Here is a 19408-nt window from a genome sequence, read left to right as displayed (position 1 = left end):
GCAGTCGCACGCGCGACTCCCTAACTGCCAGCCGCCCGTCAAAAGCGGTGCATGATCGACGCGCGGCGCCGCCGCCGCGGCATCCGCACGCGCAGATGTCGCTCGGATTTTGCTGGGTCGGGCCCTTGCTTTACGGTATAATCCGTTTTTCCCGCGAGCATCCAGCGATGACCAAATATGTTTTCGTCACCGGCGGCGTAGTATCTTCCCTCGGCAAGGGTATTGCCGCCGCTTCCCTCGCCGCGATCCTCGAATCGCGCGGTCTTAAAGTCACCCTCCTCAAGCTCGATCCGTACATCAACGTCGACCCCGGCACGATGAGCCCGTTCCAACACGGCGAAGTGTTCGTGACGGAAGATGGAGCGGAGACTGACCTCGACCTTGGCCACTATGAGCGCTTCATCAGCACGAAGATGCGCAAGGCCAACAACTTCACCACGGGCCAGATTTACGAATCGGTGATCCGCAAGGAACGCCGTGGCGATTATCTCGGCAAGACGGTGCAGGTCATCCCGCACATCACGAACGAAATCCAGGCATTCGTCGAGCGCGGCGCAGCTTCTGCGACGTGCGGCGAGCCGGATGTCGCGATCGTCGAAGTGGGCGGCACCGTCGGCGACATCGAGTCGCTGCCGTTCCTCGAGGCCGCGCGTCAGATGAGTCTGCGCATGGGCCGCAACAGCGCGTGCTTTGTGCACCTGACGCTGGTGCCCTGGGTTGCCACCGCCGGCGAACTCAAAACCAAGCCCACGCAACACAGTGTGCAGAAGCTGCGTGAAATCGGCATCTCGCCGCACGTGCTGCTGTGCCGCGCCGACCGCCGCATTCCCGACGACGAACGCGCGAAGATCTCGATGTTCTCCAACGTGCCCGAAGACGCGGTCATCTCCGTGTGGGACGCGGACAGCATCTACAAGATTCCGCAGATGCTGCACGATCAGGGTCTGGACGCGATCATCTGCGAAGAACTCAAGCTCACGCCGAAGCCCGCGGATCTGTCCATGTGGGCCGACCTCGTCGAGAAGCTCCAGCATCCGAAGCACGAAGTGACGATCGGCATGGTCGGCAAGTATGTCGATCTGACCGAGTCGTACAAGTCGCTGATCGAAGCGCTGCGCCATGCGTCGATGCATACGGCAACGCGCGTCAACATCGAATACATCGATTCGGAAGAAGTCGAGACGCAAGGCGTCGAAAGCCTCAAGCATCTCGACGCGGTACTCGTGCCGGGCGGTTTCGGCCGTCGCGGCACCGAAGGCAAGATCGCCGCGATCCGCTATGCACGTGAAGCGAAGGTGCCGTACCTCGGCATCTGTCTCGGCATGCAACTGGCCGTGATCGAATTCGCCCGCGACGTGGTCGGCCTGAAGAACGCGAACAGCACCGAGTTCGATCAGGAAACCGAGAACCGCGTGGTCGCGCTGATCACCGAGTGGTACGACCGCGAAGGCCGTGTCGAGAAGCGCACCGAAGAATCGGATCTGGGCGGCACGATGCGCCTCGGTTCGCAACGTTGCCCGATCAAGCCCGGCACGATGGCCGAAGAGATCTACGGCAAGGACGTGAACGAGCGTCATCGTCACCGTTATGAGGTCAATAACCGCTTCGTGCCCCAGCTCGAAGCGGGTGGTCTTATCATCAGCGCGCGTACCCCGAGTGAAGATCTGCCGGAAATGATGGAATTGCCGCGCAGCATGCACCCGTGGTTCGTCGGCGTGCAGTTCCACCCTGAATTCACGTCCACGCCGCGTGACGGTCATCCGCTGTTCAAGTCGTTTGTCGAAGCGGCGCTTGCGCGTCAGCAATCGCGCGCGGCGAGCGAAGTCGGGGAGAAAGCATGAAACTGGGCGATTTCGAAATCGGGCTCGACAAGCCGTTTTTCCTAATCGCGGGCACCTGTGTCGTCGAATCCGAACAGATGACGATCGACACAGCGGGCCGCCTGAAGGAAATCTGCGCGAAGCTGAACATTCCGTTCATCTACAAATCGTCGTACGACAAGGCCAATCGCAGCAGCGGCAAGTCGTTTCGCGGTCTGGGCATGGACGAAGGTTTGCGCATCCTGTCAGAAGTGAAGCGTCAGCTCGGTTTGCCGGTGCTGACCGACGTTCACGCCGAGCACGAAATCGAACAGGTGGCGTCGGTGGTCGACGTGCTGCAAACGCCGGCTTTCCTGTGCCGTCAAACCGACTTCATTCACGCTTGTGCGCGTTCGGGCAAGCCGGTCAACATCAAGAAAGGCCAGTTCCTCGCACCGCACGACATGAAGAACGTGATCGACAAGGCGCGCGACGCGGCGCGTGAGGCGGGTCTGTCGGAAGACCGCTTCATGGCGTGCGAGCGCGGCGTGTCGTTCGGTTATAACAACCTCGTGTCGGACATGCGTTCGATCGCGATCATGCGCGAGACCAACGCGCCGGTCGTGTTCGATGCGACCCACTCGGTGCAATTGCCAGGCGGACAGGGCACGAGCTCGGGCGGCCAGCGCGAATTCGTGCCGGTGCTGGCGCGTGCCGCGGTGGCGGTCGGCGTCGCCGGGCTCTTCATGGAAACGCATCCGAATCCGGCGCAGGCCAAATCGGACGGTCCCAATGCCGTGCCGCTCAATCGCATGGCCGACCTGCTCGAAACGCTGGTGACGCTCGACCAGGCGGTCAAGCGGGCGCCGTTCCTCGAAAGCGATTTCAACTGATTCAGGCATTCGCCGCGTGTCACGATTGGCTTGCATAATGAGCGCCATCGTCGGCGCGCGGCGAATGTTAGCGATGGTCGTCGAACGTATTGGCGCGCGAGTTGTCTGTCGGGGAGACCGGCAGGTGCCAGATACAGTGTCACAGTAAAGAATTCAACGTCATTTCTTGAGGAAACCATGAGTGCTATCGTAGATATCATCGGTCGAGAGATTCTCGATTCGCGAGGCAACCCGACCGTCGAATGCGACGTGCTGCTCGAGTCGGGCACGATGGGCCGCGCCGCGGTGCCGTCGGGCGCGTCCACGGGTTCGCGCGAAGCGATCGAACTGCGCGACGGCGAAGCCGGCCGTTACGGCGGCAAGGGCGTGCTGAAGGCCGTCGAGCACATCAACACAGAAATCTCCGAAGCGATCATGGGCCTCGACGCTTCCGAGCAGGCTTTCCTCGACAAGACCCTGCTGGAACTCGACGGCACCGACAACAAGTCGCGCCTCGGCGCGAACGCGATGCTGGCCGTGTCGATGGCCGTTGCGAAGGCTGCTGCTGAAGAAGCCGGCCTGCCGCTGTACCGCTACTTCGGCGGCTCGGGCGCCATGCAACTGCCGGTGCCGATGATGAACATCGTCAACGGCGGCGCGCACGCGAACAACAGCCTGGACATCCAGGAATTCATGATCGTGCCGGTCAGCCAGCCGACCTTCCGCGAAGCACTGCGCTGCGGCGCCGAAGTGTTCCACGCGCTGAAGAAGATCCTGTCGGATCGCGGCATGAGCACGGCAGTCGGCGACGAAGGCGGCTTCGCGCCGAACTTCGGCAGCAACGACGAATGCCTGTCGACCATCCTGCAAGCCATCGAGAAAGCAGGCTACCGCGCCGGTGAAGACGTGCTGCTCGCGCTCGACTGCGCAGCCAGCGAGTTCTACCACGACGGCAAATACCAGTTGGCCGGCGAAGGCCTGCAACTGTCGTCGACGGAATTCGCGGACTATCTGGCGAACCTCGCCGACAAGTTCCCGATCGTGTCGATCGAAGACGGCATGCACGAAAGCGACTGGGCAGGCTGGAAGACGCTGACCGAGAAGCTCGGCAAGAAGGTGCAACTGGTGGGCGACGACCTGTTCGTCACCAACACGCGCATCCTGAAGGAGGGCATCGAGAAGGGCATCGCCAACTCGATCCTGATCAAGATCAACCAGATCGGCACGCTGACGGAAACCTTCGCGGCGATCGAAATGGCCAAGCGCGCCGGCTACACGGCCGTGATCTCGCACCGTTCGGGCGAAACCGAAGATTCGACGATCGCGGACATCGCGGTCGGGCTGAATGCCGGGCAGATCAAGACGGGTTCGCTGTCGCGCTCGGACCGCATCTCGAAGTACAACCAGCTGCTGCGTATCGAGGAAGATCTCGGCGATATCGCGAGCTATCCGGGCAAGTCGGCGTTCTACAACCTGCGCTGAGCAGCCGGTTTGCCAGCGCTGACCGATGAGCCGGTTTTCCTTCGTTTCTGATTGACCTCGCCGCCCTGCGTATAGCGCAGGGCGGCGCGTATTTATTGTGCTTACTTCATGCGGCTTGTCACTGCTGTCCTGATCGTTCTGCTGGCGCTGATCCAGTACCCGCTCTGGTGGGGCCATGGCGGCTGGTTGCGCGTGCACGAGTTGCAGCAGCAACTGGCGCAGCAAGTGCAGAAGAATGTCGATTCAAAACTGCGCAACGAACGTATTCAGGGCGAAGTGCAGGATTTGCAGAACGGCACCGCCGCGGTCGAAGAGCGGGCGCGCTACGAAATGGGCATGGTGAAGGACGGCGAAGTGTTCGTGCAGTTCGTATCGCCGAATGCGCCATTGCCGACGGCGAATACGCCTTCGGTAACCACGTCCACGCGTGGGGAGGTGTCGGCCGCGCCGCTGCATGTGGTGCCGAATCCGGAGTCGCGTGCGAAGCCGGATCGCAAGCGCGGCGCCAGGGCGGCCAAGGACAAGACCACGCATTGAGCCTGGCTGCTTGGGGTTGACTCAGTACGAAGGGATGCAAAAAAGCGCGGTTCAGAAATGAGCCGCGCTTTTTTTCGGGGATTGACTGGCGCTCGGACCGCTGACCGGCGATGAATCGCGGCTCCGGACTACCAGCCCCAGGTCGGTCCAAAGCCGACACCGATACCGGTGCCCCAGCCCCGTCCCCAGCCGCCGCTCGAATAGCCGCCGAACACGCGCACGGGCGGCGAGTAGTAACGTGACCATGCCTGCGCGGCATTCTCGGCGGCAATCGCCTGATCCTGCTCGAACAGCACCTGACGGTCGATCGCGTCATAGCGTGCGAGCTCTTCGGGCGTGAGCTGCGCGGGAGCGTACACCGTGCCGGATTGATCGGGAGGAAGGCGGCTCAAAATCTGCGACGGCCCCGGTGGGTTCATCGCGCAGCCGCTCAGCGCCGCGCTCCCCGCGACGATGACCATGGCAACCAGCTTGCACGCATCATGTTTTAACGAAGCAGCGTAGTTCATGTTCGATCTCCATCGGTCGGATGCCTAAGCAAAACATGTGCAGCGTGCATCGCCAATGATTGAGCGTAACGACGATCAAAGGTAACGCGCCGCCCAAGCCGTGAAAAGGACATGGGCGGCGCGTCGTAACAGCCGTCAAACTATACGATAGGGCAGGCACCGCCGATGCCGCCTCGCGCCTGCATCCATCGGCGCAAGGCGCTCAGTGCCGCTGGTCGGCCGCCGGTGTCACGCCTTGTGAGAGTGCGTTGGCGACGAAAAGTTGCGCCACATCCACCGGATCGAATTCATAGCGCTGATTGCAGAACTCGCAGTGAATCTCGACGTGGCCACGTTCCTCGATCACGCCGTCCACTTCCTCGCGACCCAGCATCTTCAGCATGCCGCCGACTTTTTCGCGCGAGCACGTGCATTCGAAACGCGCCGTGGCCGGTTCGAAGTGCTGGACGTTCTCCTGCCAGAACAGGCGGCGGAACACCGTTTCCGGTTCTTCCTTCAGCAACTCGTCTTGCGATAGCGTGCTGCCGAGCGTGCAGACGCGCTCCCATGTGTCCGCATCGAGTTCGCCCGGATGCGGGACGATGCCGCCGTCGCCGGGCAGCTTCTGCAACAGCATGCCGACCGCGCGCTCGGTGTTCGCCGCGAGCCAGAGGCGCGTGTCGAGCTGCTCCGAGTGATGCATGTAGTGTTCGAGCACTTCAGCCATCGACTTGAGCGGGCCATCCACACCCGAGAGCGGCACGATACTTTGATACGGCTGCTGGCCGGGCTGTTTGTCGGCCGGGTCGAGCGTGATCACACAGCGGCCATGGCCGCTCGCGTTCAGCAGATCGACCATCGAGGTCGCGTCGTCGATCGTGTGGTTCGCGTCGACGGACAGCTTGGCCGTGGCGCGCATCGACAGATCGGAGCCGCACTGGACCACCAGCATCTTGATGGGGCCGTCGCCGAAAATCTGCATGACGAGCGTACCGTCGAACTTGAGGTTCGCCGACAGCAGCGCGCACGCGGCCATCATCTCGCCGAGAATCGTCCGTACGGGCGCCGGATAATCGCGGCGCGTCAGCACTTCCTGCCACGTATTGCGCAACGAAACGATCTCGCCGCGCACCGGCGCCGCGCTGAACATGAATTTTTGCAACTGGTCGCTCACAACTTTTCCTCGGTGGAATGGCGCAGCTCGCACGCGCCGGCTGTTAGCCGATGCGTACGAGCTGCGCCTTGAAATATTCGCGGCGCTCGGCATAGCTTGCCGTGCCGCGCTGCATATTGGCGATATCCGTCTCGGTCAGTTCGCGCACCACCTTGGCGGGCGCGCCGAGAATCAGCGAATTGTCGGGAAACACTTTGCCTTCGGTGACGATGGCGCCCGCTCCAACGAGACAGTTGCGGCCGATCACCGCGCCATTCAAGACCACGGCCTGAATTCCGATCAGCGAGCCTTCCTTGATCGTGCAGCCGTGCAGCATGACCTGATGGCCGACCGTCACGTTCGGCTCGATCGTCAGCGGAAAGCCGGGATCGGTGTGCAGCACGGCGTTTTCCTGCACATTGCTGCCTGCGCCGATGGTAATCGCCTCGTTGTCGCCACGAATCGTTGCGCCGAACCAGACGCTCGCGTTTTCCTCGAGCTTCACGTTGCCGATGATGGTCGCCGAATCCGCGACGAACACGCTTTCATGGATGGTCGGGGCGGCTTCGCCAAGCTTGTAAATCGTCACAGTGTCTCCTCTTGATCGGTCGCGGCGCACGCGTTGGGGTGTCCCTTGCCGCTGGCGCAATGGGCGCGCTGGCGGGTCGAATCGAGTATTGTAAACGTTTGTGTGATTGGGCCGTCTGTCGAGGCTGCTGGGCAAGCTCGCCGGATCCTCGTCCGCATTCGCGGCCATATTGCGCGGGCGCCGGGTTCCACGCACGCGCCGTTCTTTATCGGGCGGCCTGCCGCATCTTCGCGCTTCTTCGTTTCTTCTTCATTTGCCGTTTCCTTCGCCGATCCGCTTGCCATGACGTCCGTAGCTCCGTCCGTTGCACCTGCTTTGCCCACACCGCATGCCCGGGGCCAGCCTGATTGCGCGCGTACCGCCGCGCTGGCGGCCTTGCGCGAGAGCGATCCGGCCACCAAGGCGGCCGCGGCCCGCGCCTTGTACGCCGCCGTGCTCGCGGGCAGCGCAGCGTGTTCCGCACACCTCGAGCTCGACGAGCCGGCCGGCCTGCCGGGTCGTCCCGCGCGGCCCGAACTGGTCGATCCGCGCCAGTTGAAACGACGCAGCATGCAGTCTCCGCAAGGCCGCGCGGTGCTACTGCATGCGCTCGCGCACATCGAATTCAACGCGATCAACCTCGCGCTCGACGCCGTCTGGCGCTTCGCCGACATGCCCGCCGCGTTCTATACCGACTGGCTGAAGGTCGCGGCCGAGGAGGCGTATCACTTCTCGCTGCTGGCCGCGCGCCTCGCGGAATACGGCCACACGTACGGCGATTTCCCCGCGCACGACGGCCTCTGGGACATGTGTGAGCGCACGCGAGCCGACGTGCTGGCGCGCATGGCGCTGGTGCCGCGCACGCTCGAAGCACGCGGCCTCGACGCCTCGCCGCCGATCCGCGCGCGCCTGCTGCAGGCGGGCGATCAGGCGTCCGCGGGAATTCTCGACGTGATCCTGCGCGACGAAATCGGCCATGTGCTGATCGGCAACCGCTGGTTCCGTCATTTGTGCGGCGCGAGTGGCCTGGACGCGCACGAGACCTACACACGCCTCGCCGATCAGTATCACGCACCCAAATTACGTGGGCCGTTCAATTTCGAGGCGCGACGCGACGCGGGTTTCGACGAAGCGGAACTCGCTGCGCTGGTCCATCTCGACGCCCAGCAGCCGCTTCCACCAACAGACAGTGCCTGAACGCTCGTTCGATAATCCGGCCCCACGTATCGCCCGCTATCTCTATAATCGAACGATCATTCTTTTTTTTGGCGCACCGTCCATGAATACTTCCCGGTCTGAGTTCGTCGCCGTGCGCGGCATCCGTCTGCATGTGCGGCGTTGGGGCAATCCCGATGCGCCCATGCTGTTCATGCTGCACGGCTGGATGGACGTGGCGGCCTCGTTCCAGTTCGTCGTCGATGCATTGGGCGGCGACTGGCAGGTGCTCGCGCCGGACATGCGCGGCTTTGGGCTGTCGGACTGGCCGGTGGCCGAACGCGGTGGCGGCAGCTACTGGATTCAGGACTATGTGGCCGATCTCGACGCGCTGCTGGACCACTATGCGCCGGACGGCGAGGTGAATCTGGTGGGGCACAGCATGGGCGCGAACATCGGCTGTCTGTATGCGGGCGTGCGGCCTGAGCGGGTGCGAACGGTGGTCGATCTGGAGGGCTTCGGGCTCGCGCCGTCGCACTCGGCGCAAGCGCCCAAACGGCTGCGCAACTGGCTCGATGAGTTGCGTGATCCGCCGCAACTGAAGCGTTATGCGTCGCTCGACGACGTCGCCGCCCGCCTGATCAAGACCAATCCGCGCCTCGATCCGCAGCGTGCGCGGTTTCTCGCGCAGCACTGGTCGAAGCCCGATGGCGAAGGGCAGCACATGCTGCTCGCTGATCCGGCGCACAAGCTGCGCGGCCCGACGCTGTACCGGCTCGACGAAGTGATGGCCGTGTGGCGCAAGGTCAGCGCGAAAGTGCTGCACGTGGAGGCCGCCAACTCGCCGACGCTCGCGCAGATCGCCGGCGAGATTCCGCTCGACGAGTTCAAGGCGCGTTTCCAGGCGTTCCCGAACTGGCGCGAGAAGATCGTCGAGGAGGCGGGGCACATGGTGCATCACGACCAGCCGGAGCAGGTGGCCGCCCTGATCGAGGGATTCTGTTCCTGAACTCGTCACATAGTGGGAAGGATCGCGCCGGCGCGCGAGATAGCTCTGCGTCCGCTTACTGCGTTGCAGTAAAATGGCTGCAGAACCTTTCGAAGACCACGATGAACGCAGATCTGCACTGTCACTCCACCGTTTCCGACGGCCAGTTCTCGCCGGCCGACGTTGCGCGCCGCGCGCACGCGGGCGGCGTGACGCTGTGGGCGCTCACCGACCACGACGAACTCGGCGGCCAGCGGGAAGCGCGCGCCACCGCCGAGGCGCTCGGCATGGGCTACGTGAGTGGCGTCGAAATTTCGGTGACGTGGGCCTCGCGCACCGTGCACATCGTCGGGCTGGGCATCGATCCCACCAGTTCCATCCTGATCGACGGCCTCGCGCGCACCCGCGACGGCCGCGCCGCGCGCGCCGAAGCGATCGGCGAGCAATTGGCCGCGCTCGGCATCCCGGACGCATATCAGGGCGCGCTCCAGTACGTGTCGAACCCGGACATGATTTCGCGCACCCATTTCGCGCGTTTCATGGTCGAGCACGGCTATTGCACCTCCACGCAGGACGTGTTCAACCGCTATCTCGGCGACGGCAAACCGGGCTATGTGGCGCACCGCTGGTCCAAGCTGGCCGACGCGGTCGGCTGGATCCAGGCGGCCGGCGGCGAGGCGATCGTCGCGCATCCGGGCCGCTACGCATACACGCCGGTCGAATTCGACGCGTTTTTCGCCGAGTTCATCGATCTCGGCGGCAAGGCGATCGAAGTGGTGACGGGCAGCCACACGCCCGATCAATACCGCGAATACGCGGACGTCGCGCGCCGTTTCGGTTTCGAGGCGTCGCGCGGGTCCGACTTCCACGCACCCGGCGAAGGCCGCGTCGACCTCGGCACGCTGCCGCAATTGCCCTCTGATCTCAAGCCCGTCTGGGAACGCTGGCTGTGATCGCGCGCGGTGCCTTACGGCACGTCACGCGCGGGAGCCGGCCGGGCGTAGCCTATGCCTACGCCCGCCTCCGAACTGCCAGCCGCTCGTGATTCAGCCGCCGTTCGCGATCCCGTTGCGGCTCGTTTGGAATTCACTCGACGTTCATCGATAGCCACCGTTAGTCACCATGTCTCAATACTTTCGGCTTCATCCTGACAACCCGCAGCCGCGCCTCGTCAAGCAGGCCGTGCAGATCATCAGGGACGGCGGCGTGGTCGCATTGCCGACCGACTCGAGCTACGCGCTTGCCTGCCAGCTCGACGACAAGGAAGCGGCCGAGCGCCTGCGGCGCATTCGCGGCCTCGACGAGAAGCAGCTGCTCTCGCTGCTGGTGCGCGATCTGTCGGAGCTGGCGAACTTCGCGATGGTGGACAACCGGCAGTACCGCCTGATCAAGTCGGTGACGCCAGGCCCCTACGTGTTCGTGTTGCAGGCGACCAAAGAAGTGCCGCGACGCCTGTCGCACCCCTCGCGCAAGACCATCGGCCTGCGGGTGCCGGACCACGCGATCACGCTCGCGATTCTCGAAGAACTCGGCCAGCCGCTGCTCGGCTCGACGTTGATCATGCCGGGTGAAACCGAGCCGTTGAACGACCCCGAAGAAATCCGCGAGCGGCTGGAAAAGCAGGTGGATCTGGTGATCGACGGCGGCGCCTGCGTGTGCGAGCCGTCGACCGTGATCGATCTGACCGGCGCGCAGCCGCTGCTGGTGCGGGCAGGGCGCGGCTCTCTCGCGCCCTTCGGACTTGAAGAGACGGCCTGAAAGCGGCATAAGTGAAAGCGGACAGACGCACGCAATCGCGTTGTTACAATAGCGAGTTATGGATTCTTCCCTGATACAGACCATTGCGGTGTACGCGCTGCCGGTTGTTTTCGCCATTACGCTGCACGAAGCCGCGCACGGCTACGTCGCGCGCTGGCTCGGCGACAATACCGCGTACGTGCTCGGCCGCGTGTCGATCAATCCGATGCGGCACATCGATCCGCTCGGCACGATCGCGATTCCCTTGCTGCTGTACTTCGCCACCAGCGGCGCGTTCGTGTTCGGCTACGCGAAGCCGGTGCCGGTCGCTTTCGGCAACCTGCGCAATCCCCGCTGGGGCAGCCTGTGGGTCGCGGCGGCGGGCCCCGGCTCGAATTTCATCCAGGCGGTGATCTGGGGCCTGTTCGGCGTCGCGCTGGCGGTGTTCAATGTCGACGAACCGTTCTTCACGCGCATGGCGGGCGCGGGCGTCGGCGTGAACCTCGTGCTCGGCGTGCTGAACCTGTTTCCGTTGCCGCCGCTCGACGGCGGCCGCGTGCTGATGGCGCTGTTGCCGCCACGGCAATCGATCGCACTGTCGCGGCTCGAGCCCTATGGCTTTTTCATCGTGATGGCGCTCGTCATGACCGGCACGCTGACGCGTTATTGGCTCAATCCGCTCGTCACGTTCGGCTACAGTGCGATTACCGCAATCCTGACTCCTCTTGTTTCGCTTTTCTAAATAACCATGTTCCCAGACCGTATCTTCTCCGGCATGCGGCCCACCGGGTCGCTGCACCTCGGCCACTATCACGGCGTGCTGAAAAACTGGGTGCGGCTGCAGTCCGAATACCCGTGCTTCTTCTGCGTGGTCGACTGGCACGCGCTGACGACGCACTACGAAACGCCCGAAGTGATCGAAAAGAACGTCTGGGACGTGCTGATCGACTGGCTCGCGTCCGGCATCGATCCGGCGCAGGCGACGCTGTTCATCCAGAGCAAGGTGCCCGAGCACGCTGAGCTGGCGCTGCTGCTCGGCATGAGCACGCCGCTCGGCTGGCTCGAACGTGTGCCGACCTACAAGGAGCAGCAGGAGAAGCTGAAGGACAAGGACCTGTCCACCTACGGCTTCCTCGGCTATCCGGTGCTGATGGCGGCGGACATTCTGCTGTACCGCGGCTCGCTCGTGCCGGTCGGTGAAGACCAGGTGCCGCACGTCGAAATGACGCGCGAAATCGCGCGCCGTTTCAACTACCTGTACGGCCGCGAACCGGGCTTCGAGCAGAAGGCCAATGAAGCCGCGAAGAAGCTCGGCGGCAAGCGCTCCAAGCTTTATCACGAGCTGCGCAATGCCTACCAGCAGGAGGGCGACGACGAGGCGCTCGAACAGGCGCGCGCAATGTTGCAGGAATCGCAGAGCCTCTCGATGAGCGACCGCGAGCGTCTGTTCGGCTACCTCGAAGGGTCGCGCAAGATCATCCTGGTCGAGCCGCAGGCGATGCTGACCGAAGCGTCGCGCATGCCGGGTCTGGACGGCCAGAAAATGTCGAAGTCGTACGGCAACACGATCGGCTTGCGTGAAGACGCGGAAACGATCACGAAGAAAGTGCGCACCATGCCGACCGATCCGGCTCGCGTGCGCCGCACCGATCCGGGCGATCCGGACAAGTGCCCGGTCTGGCAGCTGCACCAGGTCTACACGGACGAAGCGACCCACGAGTGGGTGCAGAAGGGTTGCCGCACGGCGGGCATCGGTTGCCTCGACTGCAAGCAGCCGGTGATCGATGGCATTCTGCGGGAACAGCAGCCGATGCTCGAACGCGCGCAGAAGTACATGGACGATCCGTCGCTGTTGCGCGCGATCGTCGCCGACGGTTGCGACAAGGCCCGCAAGTACGCCACGGAAACGATGCGCGACGTGCGCGAGGCCATGGGCCTGTCGTACAACTGAGCCGGCCGATCGCAGCGATGAGCACGCCCGCCGCCGCCATCCATGGATTGGGTGAGCCGTCGCACTGGGTGCGCCAGTGGGCGCATCTGGTCGCGCCCGGCGGCGCGGTGCTCGACGTCGCATCGGGGGCGGGGCGGCATGCGCGGTTCTTTGCGTCGCTCGGGCACCCCGTGACCGCGCTCGACCGCGATGCCGTCGCGCTCGACACGCTGCGCGGCGAGCCGCTCATCACGCCGCTTGCCGCAGACCTCGAAGGCGCTCCGTGGCCGTTATCGGCCGACACGACGTTCGCCGCCGTCGTGGTGACGAACTATCTGCACCGGCCGCTGTTTGCGCAGCTTCTGCATGCGCTGGCGCCGGGCGGCGTACTGGTTTACGAGACCTTCGCGCAAGGAAACGAAAGCGTCGGCAGGCCGTCCAATCCGGCGTTTCTGCTCGCGCCCGGCGAGCTTCTCGACAGGGTGCGCGGCCGGCTTCGGGTGGTCGCGTTTCAGGACGGCTTTCTCGCGCAGCCGCGCCCCGCTTACGTCCAGCGGATTTGCGCAATTCTGGAGGCGGAGCGCCCAGATGACTCCGTGCAGGCGGCACCCCCGCCTTGTTACGAGTTGGCTGGCTAATCCGCTACAATCGCGGTTTACCTGATCAAATTCATGGCGTTTCATGACTAACGGCAACCACAGCAACGACGGCGTTCAGATTCGCGGCAGCATTCCTGCCATCATTACCCCGATGCTCGAAGACGGCAGCCTCGATCTGCCGGCGTTTCGCAAACTGATCGACTGGCACATCGCGGAAGGCACGGATGGGCTCGTGGTGGTCGGCACGAGCGGCGAGTCGGCCACGTTGTCGGTCGAAGAGCACGTGCTGATGGTCAAGACCGCGGTCGAGCACACGGCGGGCCGGATTCCGGTGATCGCGGGCTCGGGCGGCAACTCCACCACCGAAGCGATCGAACTCACCCAACAGGCGAAAGACGTCGGCGCGGACGCGACGCTGCAGGTCGTGCCGTACTACAACAAGCCGACTCAGGAAGGCATTTATCGCCACTTCGCGAAGATCGCGGAAACCGTCGATCTGCCGGTGATCCTGTACAACGTGCCGGGCCGCACCGTCGCGGACATGAGCAACGAGACCATTCTGCGCTGCGCACAGGTGCCGGGCATCGTCGGTGTGAAAGAAGCGACCGGAAATATCGAGCGCGCCGCGCATCTGATCAAGTCGGCGCCCAACCATTTCGGCATTTACAGCGGCGACGATCCGACCGCGATCGCGCTGATGCTGCTCGGCGGCCACGGTAATATTTCGGTCACCGCGAACGTCGCGCCGCGCGCGATGAGCGAGCTGTGCAAGGCCGCCCTCGCGGCGGACGCGAAGACCGCGCGCGAGATTCATCTGAAGCTCCTGTCGCTGCATAAGAACCTGTTCATCGAATCGAATCCGATTCCGGCCAAATGGGCGCTGCAGCAACTGGGCCGTGTGCAGGGCGGCATCCGCCTGCCGCTCACGCCGCTCGCCGCGCAATACCACGAAGTGGTGCGCGCCGCGCTGCGCGAAGCAGGGCTGCTGGCCTAAGCGGTTCGACCGCGGCATCCCGCAGCGCCAACCAGAGACCGCCACCGGCATTCCCTTAACCGACGTCGATCCAGCCCACGTTCCCGGCAGAACCAGGCACCGCGTTCCAGCATCACGAAGGACCTCATGAAACGTTCCGCACTTTCCCTCCACGCAACCCGCATGGCGGCGCTGGCGCTTGCCCTGACGACGCTCGCCGGCTGTGACACGCTGAACGACTGGTTCGCTACCGACCGCGTCAACTACAAGGTTGCGGCGAGCGCGCCGCCGCTCGCCGTTCCGAATGACCTGAGCACTTCGCCGACCGATCAGCGCTACGTTGCACCACCCGCCAATCTGGCGCTGGGCGGCGCGACGGCGCGCAATGTCACGGCCGCGGGCAACGCCACCGAAGGCCAGCCGACAGCGCAGGACCCGTTCGGCATGCACATCGAGCGTGACGGCGACCGCCGCTGGCTGGTGGTCGACGGCCGTTCGCCGGAACAGCTGTGGCCGCAGCTGCAGGAATTCTGGCAGGAAAACGGTTTCGTCCTGAAAACGGACGCGCCGGCCACCGGCATCATGGTGACCGACTGGGCGGAGAATCGCGCGAATATTCCGGACGACTGGTTCCGCCGCACGGTCGGCAAGGTGATCGACTTCGCGTACTCGTCGGGCACGCGCGACAGCTTCCGCACGCTGGTGTCGCGTGGGTCGTCCGAGACCACGGACATTTCGATCACGCATAGTGCGATGGAAGAAATGCTGACGGGCCAGGACAAGACGTCCTCGCGCTGGGAAGAGCGTCCGCGCGATCCGGCGCTCGAGGCGATGTTCCTCGCCAAGCTGATGGAAAAATTCGGCCTGACCGAAGCGCAATCGAAGCAATTGCTGACCGACGCGCGCCCGGCCACCGCGCCGGCGACGATCGACAAGAACGCGGGCGCGTCGACGCTCGACCTGCAGGAATCGTTCGACCGTGCATGGCTGCGCGTGGGCCTCGCGCTCGATCGCACCAACTTCACCGTCGATAACCGCGATCGCGCAAAAGGCATCTATTACGTGCGCTACGCGGACTCGATGCAGGAACTGAAGCGGGAAGGGCTGCTCGGCAAGCTGTTCTACAGCGGCAGTAGTTCGTCGAAGAAGCCGGGTCAGGAATTCCTTGTCAACGTGCGCTCGAAGAGCGACTCCGTGACGCAGGTGGCGGTGCTCGACGCGAACGGTCAGGTGGACACGTCCTCCGACGCGCAGCGCATCGTGACGCTGCTGCACGCGCAACTCAACTAAGCGGGCCGTGCGCTTCGCGAGTCTCGGCAGCGGCAGTGAAGGCAATGCGTTGCTGGTGGAGGCGCAAAGCGGTGTGACCAGCACGCGCGTGTTGCTGGACTGCGGCTTTTCGGCGCGAGAAGTCGAGCGGCGCCTGACGCGGATCGGCGCGAGCGTCGAAGCTCTCGACGCCATCCTGATCACGCATGAGCATAGCGATCACATCGGCAGCGCCCTGACGCTGGCGCGCAAATGGTCGATTCCGTTATACATGAGCTGGGGCACCGCCCGCGCGGTGGGCGCCGACGAAGCCGACGTCGACCTGCAGGTGTTATGGGGCGACGAAGCGGTGGCGATCGGCGACCTCAGCATCCTCCCTTACACCGTCCCTCACGATGCCCGCGAGCCGTTGCAATACGTGTTCTCGAATGGCGCGAGCCGGCTCGGCGTGCTGACCGACGTCGGCACGTCCACGCCGCATATCAACGCGGTGCTGAGTGGGTGCGACGCGCTGGTGCTCGAATGCAATCACGATGTGCGGATGCTCGCGGGCAGCCGCTATCCGCAATCGTTGAAGGCGCGCATCGGCGGCAATCATGGGCATCTGAACAACGACGCGGCGGCCGACATTCTGGCTTCGCTCGACCGCTCGCGCCTTCGCCACCTCGTCGCTGCACATTTGAGCCAGCAAAACAATCTGCCGGAACTGGCGCAGGCCGCGATGGCCGGTGTACTGGGCGCGGCGCTGACTGACGTGGTGGTCGCTTCGCAGGATCAGGGATTTGCTTGGCTGAGCGTGTGACGCCCGGCTGCGGATGGCGGATCGATCTCGATTGCTAGCGCCGCGGGCATTGCGGCAGTGCAAAGAAAAAGCCCATAACGATTTATCGTTATGGGCTTTTTTTTCTTCAGGGCGAAGCGTTTTGCGAACGCCGCGCCCACGTCAGACTCAGTTGCGGTTGCCGCCGAAGATGCCGAGCAGCGCGAGCAGGTTGACGAACACGTTGTACAGATCCAGATAGATCGCGAGCGTGGCGGTGATGTAGTTCGTCTCGCCGCCGTTCACGACGCGCTGGACGTCGAACAGCATGTAGGCCGAGAAGATCACGATGGCCATCACCGAAACCGTCAGCATCAGCGCCGACAGTTGCAGGAAGACGTTGGCGACCGAAGCCAGCAGCAGCACGATCACGCCCATGAATAGCCACTTGCCGAGGCCGGAAAAATCGCGCTTGCTGACCGTGGCGATCGTGGCCATTGTCGCGAAGATCACACCAGTGCCACCGAAGGCGAGCATGATGAGCGACGGGCCGTTAGAAAAACCGAGCACGAAGCTAAGGATGCGCGACAGCATCAGGCCCATGAAGAACGTGAAGCCGAGCAGCACGAACACGCCGAGCGAGCTGTCTTTCGTTTTCTGGATCGCGAACATGAAGCCGAACGCGATCGCGAAGAACGCCAGCATGCTCATCGCGGGGCTGGTGGCGGCGAACAGCGTGAAGCCGGTGGCGAGACCCACCCACGCGCCGAGCACCGTCGGAATCATGGACAGCGCCAGCAGCCAGTAGGTATTCCGTAGTACGCGGTTGCGCGATTCGACCGTGCTGACAGCGCCATTGCGGCCAAAGCTATACGGATGTTCGTTCATGGTCTCTCCTTACCTCAGAAGCGTGTTTCGTGATGGTGGTACGGCGGTTTGTGCCGCGCAGGGCGCATGGGGCGGCCGCGAGGCGCAAGGTGTTCATCCCTAAGATTAGCGCCGAAGCACGGAGTTTCAATACCTCGCAATGTCCGTACGTCCTACGCTACCAGTATTTTGGAACGCGTGCTGCGTTCCTTTCAATGCTGTAAGGGTTCAATCGCAATCATACACGGGAACATGCTACAATAGCGGATTCATTTGAATCTGTAACCTCTTAATTTTTTGGAGTTTTTATGGCGATCGAACGCACCCTGTCGATTATCAAGCCGGACGCAGTGGCCAAGAACGTGATCGGCCAGATCTACACCCGTTTCGAAAACGCTGGTCTGAAGATCGTGGCATCGCGCATGGTTCACCTGTCGCGCGCTGACGCAGAGAAGTTCTACGCCGTGCACGCTGCACGTCCGTTCTTCAAGGACCTGGTCGACTTCATGATCTCGGGCCCGGTTGTGGTGCAAGCGCTGGAAGGCGAAAACGCCATCCTGAAGCATCGTGATCTGATGGGCGCAACGGACCCGAAGAAGGCAGAGAAGGGCACGATCCGCGCCGACTTCGCGGACAGCATCGACGCCAACGCCGTCCACGGTTCGGACGCGGCTGAAACGGCTGCCGTCGAAATCGCATTCTTCTTCCCGCAAGTAAACGTCTACTCGCGTTAAACCGCGCGTCAAGCCGGTTTGTTTCGCGCGATTCGTGCAGCCGATGTTTTATCGCACGAATCGCCCGGCGAAGTAGTAAGGTAAAAGCAGCAGGAATGGGCGCGATCGGCATTGCGTTCATGCAGCTTGTTGCATGAACGTAGTCTCGCACTGAAATGGCAGGATTCGATATGACGAGCAGTCCCACCGTCAACCTTCTCGATCTGGACGCCCAAGGGCTTGTCGCCTATTGCGACAGCCTGGGCGAGAAGCCGTTTCGCGCCAAGCAATTGCAGCGCTGGCTTCATCAATACAACGCTGCCGACTTCGACGGCATGACCGATCTTGCGAAGTCCTTGCGCGAAAAGCTCAAAGGGCGCGCTTCGATCACGATGCCCGGCATCGTCAGCGACCATATTTCGACCGACGGCACACGCAAGTGGCTGATCGACGTTGGCAACGGCAACGCGGTTGAGACCGTCTACATTCCGGAAGAAACACGCGGCACGCTGTGCGTGTCGTCGCAGGCCGGATGTGCGGTCAACTGCCGTTTCTGTTCGACCGGCAAACAGGGGTTTTCCCGCAATCTTTCCACCGGCGAAATCATCGGCCAGCTGCGCATGGCCGAATTTGCGCTGCGTGCTTCGCGCGGCCTGGCCGGCGGCCGCGCCACCGGCGGTGACGGCAAGGGCGAGCGCGTGGTCACGAACGTCGTGATGATGGGCATGGGCGAGCCGCTGCTCAATTACGACGCGGTTGTGCCGGCCATGCGCCTGATGCTCGACGACAACGCGTACGGTCTTTCGCGCCGGCGCGTCACGCTGTCCACCTCGGGCGTCGTGCCGATGATGGACCGGCTCGGCGCCGATCTGCCGGTGGCGCTCGCGGTTTCGCTGCATGCGCCTAGCGATCCGCTGCGCGACATGCTGGTGCCGCTGAACAAGAAGTATCCGCTGCGCGAATTGATGGCGGCTTGCCAGCGCTATCTGAAAGTCGCGCCGCGCGATTTCATCACGTTTGAGTACTGCATGCTCGACGGCGTGAACGACAGCGAAGCGCAAGCGCGCGAATTGCTGGCCGTGACGCGCGACGTGCCGTGCAAATTCAATCTGATTCCGTTCAATCCGTTCCCTGAGTCGGGCTTGATCCGCTCGAAGCCGGAACAGATCAAGCGGTTTGCACAAGTGTTGATGGACGCGGGCGTCGTCACCACGGTGCGCAAAACACGCGGCGATGACATCGACGCTGCCTGCGGTCAGCTGGCCGGTGCGGTTCAGGACCGCACGCGCCTGGCTGAGCGCACCGGGAAGGCAGCGAAGGTGATCGAGGTTCGCGCCGTGTAATCGTCCGGTAAGGCAGGACCGTCGGCGGTCGCTGGAAAGTTCAGTCGATCCGCGAAAGTCTTCATGCCACCGTCGATTGAAAAGAAAGTTTGCAGAAGCGATCGGAAGCGGCACACAAAGCCGCGCATTTTGTTATAAACGGTCTGCGATTCGGGCGCGAGGTTTTCAGCAGCTC

General features: G+C 63.3%; 20 protein-coding genes. 16 read left to right on the top strand and 4 right to left on the bottom strand.

The window, feature by feature from the left end:
* Positions 1 to 167: 167 nt before the first annotated feature.
* From pyrG to ftsB, 4 genes are all read left to right on the top strand, one after another.
* The gene (gene pyrG, locus HV770_RS15565; protein ID WP_121317348.1) at positions 168 to 1841 is read left to right on the top strand and encodes a CTP synthase; all 1674 of its coding nucleotides are present in this window, start codon (positions 168 to 170) and stop codon (positions 1839 to 1841) included.
* Positions 1838 to 2692 (top strand): 3-deoxy-8-phosphooctulonate synthase, encoded by an 855-nt coding sequence (gene kdsA, locus HV770_RS15560; RefSeq protein ID WP_168669826.1) that lies wholly within the window; start codon positions 1838 to 1840, stop codon positions 2690 to 2692. The genes pyrG and kdsA overlap by 4 nt, the downstream gene beginning before the upstream one ends.
* Before the next feature lie 177 nt (positions 2693 to 2869).
* Positions 2870 to 4153, top strand: a complete 1284-nt coding sequence (eno, locus tag HV770_RS15555; RefSeq protein WP_121317352.1) for a phosphopyruvate hydratase — start codon at positions 2870 to 2872, stop codon at positions 4151 to 4153.
* Between the two features lie 108 nt (positions 4154 to 4261).
* Complete coding sequence (gene ftsB, locus HV770_RS15550) at positions 4262 to 4690, top strand: cell division protein FtsB (protein WP_175160905.1); 429 nt, start codon at positions 4262 to 4264, stop codon at positions 4688 to 4690.
* Positions 4691 to 4818: 128 nt separating this feature from the next.
* Here ftsB and HV770_RS15545 read toward each other — a convergent pair whose 3' ends face one another.
* The 3 genes from HV770_RS15545 to HV770_RS15535 form a co-directional block, all read right to left on the bottom strand.
* Entirely contained in the window at positions 4819 to 5199 is a 381-nt protein-coding gene (locus HV770_RS15545; protein ID WP_175160903.1) for a hypothetical protein, read from the bottom strand.
* 202 nt (positions 5200 to 5401) lie between these two features.
* Positions 5402 to 6352, bottom strand: a complete 951-nt coding sequence (hslO, locus tag HV770_RS15540) for an Hsp33 family molecular chaperone HslO (protein ID WP_175160901.1) — start codon at positions 6350 to 6352, stop codon at positions 5402 to 5404.
* A gap of 43 nt (positions 6353 to 6395) precedes the next feature.
* On the bottom strand, positions 6396 to 6920 hold the full coding sequence (locus HV770_RS15535; protein WP_175160899.1) for a gamma carbonic anhydrase family protein: 525 nt from the start codon (positions 6918 to 6920) through the stop codon (positions 6396 to 6398).
* Positions 6921 to 7202: 282 nt separating this feature from the next.
* On the opposite strand from HV770_RS15535, the gene HV770_RS15530 reads away from it, so the two are divergent.
* From HV770_RS15530 to HV770_RS15485, 10 genes are all read left to right on the top strand, one after another.
* Positions 7203 to 8096, top strand: a complete 894-nt coding sequence (locus HV770_RS15530; protein ID WP_175160897.1) for a ferritin-like domain-containing protein — start codon at positions 7203 to 7205, stop codon at positions 8094 to 8096.
* Positions 8097 to 8178: 82 nt separating this feature from the next.
* On the top strand, positions 8179 to 9063 hold the full coding sequence (locus HV770_RS15525; protein ID WP_175160895.1) for an alpha/beta fold hydrolase: 885 nt from the start codon (positions 8179 to 8181) through the stop codon (positions 9061 to 9063).
* A 101-nt stretch (positions 9064 to 9164) separates the two neighbouring features.
* Positions 9165 to 9995, top strand: a complete 831-nt coding sequence (locus HV770_RS15520; RefSeq protein ID WP_175160893.1) for a 3',5'-nucleoside bisphosphate phosphatase — start codon at positions 9165 to 9167, stop codon at positions 9993 to 9995.
* Between the two features lie 169 nt (positions 9996 to 10164).
* Positions 10165 to 10800: an L-threonylcarbamoyladenylate synthase gene (locus HV770_RS15515; protein WP_175160892.1), complete on the top strand. Its 636-nt coding sequence runs from the start codon at positions 10165 to 10167 to the stop codon at positions 10798 to 10800.
* A gap of 58 nt (positions 10801 to 10858) precedes the next feature.
* Positions 10859 to 11521 carry a site-2 protease family protein gene (locus HV770_RS15510; RefSeq protein ID WP_168669839.1) on the top strand — a complete coding sequence of 221 codons (663 nt, stop codon included), beginning with the start codon at positions 10859 to 10861 and terminating at the stop codon, positions 11519 to 11521.
* Positions 11522 to 11527: 6 nt separating this feature from the next.
* A complete protein-coding gene (locus tag HV770_RS15505; protein WP_175160890.1) occupies positions 11528 to 12730 on the top strand; it encodes a tryptophan--tRNA ligase in 1203 nt (400 codons plus the stop codon).
* A 17-nt stretch (positions 12731 to 12747) separates the two neighbouring features.
* Positions 12748 to 13347 carry a class I SAM-dependent methyltransferase gene (locus tag HV770_RS15500; protein WP_175160887.1) on the top strand — a complete coding sequence of 200 codons (600 nt, stop codon included), beginning with the start codon at positions 12748 to 12750 and terminating at the stop codon, positions 13345 to 13347.
* A gap of 43 nt (positions 13348 to 13390) precedes the next feature.
* Entirely contained in the window at positions 13391 to 14302 is a 912-nt protein-coding gene (gene dapA / locus HV770_RS15495) for a 4-hydroxy-tetrahydrodipicolinate synthase (RefSeq protein ID WP_175160885.1), read from the top strand.
* Positions 14303 to 14428: 126 nt separating this feature from the next.
* A complete protein-coding gene (gene bamC / locus HV770_RS15490; protein ID WP_175160883.1) occupies positions 14429 to 15571 on the top strand; it encodes an outer membrane protein assembly factor BamC in 1143 nt (380 codons plus the stop codon).
* A gap of 7 nt (positions 15572 to 15578) precedes the next feature.
* Positions 15579 to 16352 (top strand): MBL fold metallo-hydrolase, encoded by a 774-nt coding sequence (locus HV770_RS15485; protein ID WP_175160881.1) that lies wholly within the window; start codon positions 15579 to 15581, stop codon positions 16350 to 16352.
* A 147-nt stretch (positions 16353 to 16499) separates the two neighbouring features.
* Here the strand turns inward: HV770_RS15485 and HV770_RS15480 are convergent, their stop codons facing one another.
* Complete coding sequence (locus HV770_RS15480; protein WP_175160879.1) at positions 16500 to 17198, bottom strand: Bax inhibitor-1/YccA family protein; 699 nt, start codon at positions 17196 to 17198, stop codon at positions 16500 to 16502.
* Positions 17199 to 17485: 287 nt separating this feature from the next.
* On the opposite strand from HV770_RS15480, the gene ndk reads away from it, so the two are divergent.
* The gene (gene ndk, locus HV770_RS15475; RefSeq protein WP_175160877.1) at positions 17486 to 17911 is read left to right on the top strand and encodes a nucleoside-diphosphate kinase; all 426 of its coding nucleotides are present in this window, start codon (positions 17486 to 17488) and stop codon (positions 17909 to 17911) included.
* Positions 17912 to 18081: 170 nt separating this feature from the next.
* Positions 18082 to 19233, top strand: coding sequence for a dual-specificity RNA methyltransferase RlmN (gene rlmN, locus HV770_RS15470; protein WP_175160875.1), 1152 nt, complete (start codon positions 18082 to 18084; stop codon positions 19231 to 19233).
* Positions 19234 to 19408: the final 175 nt, after the last annotated feature.

The organism is Paraburkholderia fynbosensis, from assembly GCF_902859935.1.
In the GTDB taxonomy this organism is placed as follows: Bacteria; Pseudomonadota; Gammaproteobacteria; order Burkholderiales; family Burkholderiaceae; genus Paraburkholderia; species Paraburkholderia fynbosensis.
Note: the sequence above shows the minus strand (reverse complement) of the source record. Positions and strands in the feature narration are given on the sequence as shown.

Bases quoted from the DNA above. Each gene is read 5' to 3' on its own strand.
- pyrG (WP_121317348.1), top strand. From the start codon at position 168: ATGACCAAATATGTTTTCGTCACCGGCGGCGTAGTATCTTCCCTCGGC.
- kdsA (WP_168669826.1), top strand. From the start codon at position 1,838: ATGAAACTGGGCGATTTCGAAATCGGGCTCGACAAGCCGTTTTTCCTA.
- eno (WP_121317352.1), top strand. From the start codon at position 2,870: ATGAGTGCTATCGTAGATATCATCGGTCGAGAGATTCTCGATTCGCGA.
- ftsB (WP_175160905.1), top strand. From the start codon at position 4,262: ATGCGGCTTGTCACTGCTGTCCTGATCGTTCTGCTGGCGCTGATCCAG.
- HV770_RS15545 (WP_175160903.1), bottom strand. From the start codon at position 5,199: ATGAACTACGCTGCTTCGTTAAAACATGATGCGTGCAAGCTGGTTGCC.
- HV770_RS15530 (WP_175160897.1), top strand. From the start codon at position 7,203: ATGACGTCCGTAGCTCCGTCCGTTGCACCTGCTTTGCCCACACCGCAT.
- HV770_RS15525 (WP_175160895.1), top strand. From the start codon at position 8,179: ATGAATACTTCCCGGTCTGAGTTCGTCGCCGTGCGCGGCATCCGTCTG.
- HV770_RS15520 (WP_175160893.1), top strand. From the start codon at position 9,165: ATGAACGCAGATCTGCACTGTCACTCCACCGTTTCCGACGGCCAGTTC.
- HV770_RS15515 (WP_175160892.1), top strand. From the start codon at position 10,165: ATGTCTCAATACTTTCGGCTTCATCCTGACAACCCGCAGCCGCGCCTC.
- HV770_RS15510 (WP_168669839.1), top strand. From the start codon at position 10,859: ATGGATTCTTCCCTGATACAGACCATTGCGGTGTACGCGCTGCCGGTT.
- HV770_RS15505 (WP_175160890.1), top strand. From the start codon at position 11,528: ATGTTCCCAGACCGTATCTTCTCCGGCATGCGGCCCACCGGGTCGCTG.
- HV770_RS15500 (WP_175160887.1), top strand. From the start codon at position 12,748: ATGAGCACGCCCGCCGCCGCCATCCATGGATTGGGTGAGCCGTCGCAC.
- dapA (WP_175160885.1), top strand. From the start codon at position 13,391: ATGACTAACGGCAACCACAGCAACGACGGCGTTCAGATTCGCGGCAGC.
- bamC (WP_175160883.1), top strand. From the start codon at position 14,429: ATGAAACGTTCCGCACTTTCCCTCCACGCAACCCGCATGGCGGCGCTG.
- HV770_RS15480 (WP_175160879.1), bottom strand. From the start codon at position 17,198: ATGAACGAACATCCGTATAGCTTTGGCCGCAATGGCGCTGTCAGCACG.
- ndk (WP_175160877.1), top strand. From the start codon at position 17,486: ATGGCGATCGAACGCACCCTGTCGATTATCAAGCCGGACGCAGTGGCC.
- rlmN (WP_175160875.1), top strand. From the start codon at position 18,082: ATGACGAGCAGTCCCACCGTCAACCTTCTCGATCTGGACGCCCAAGGG.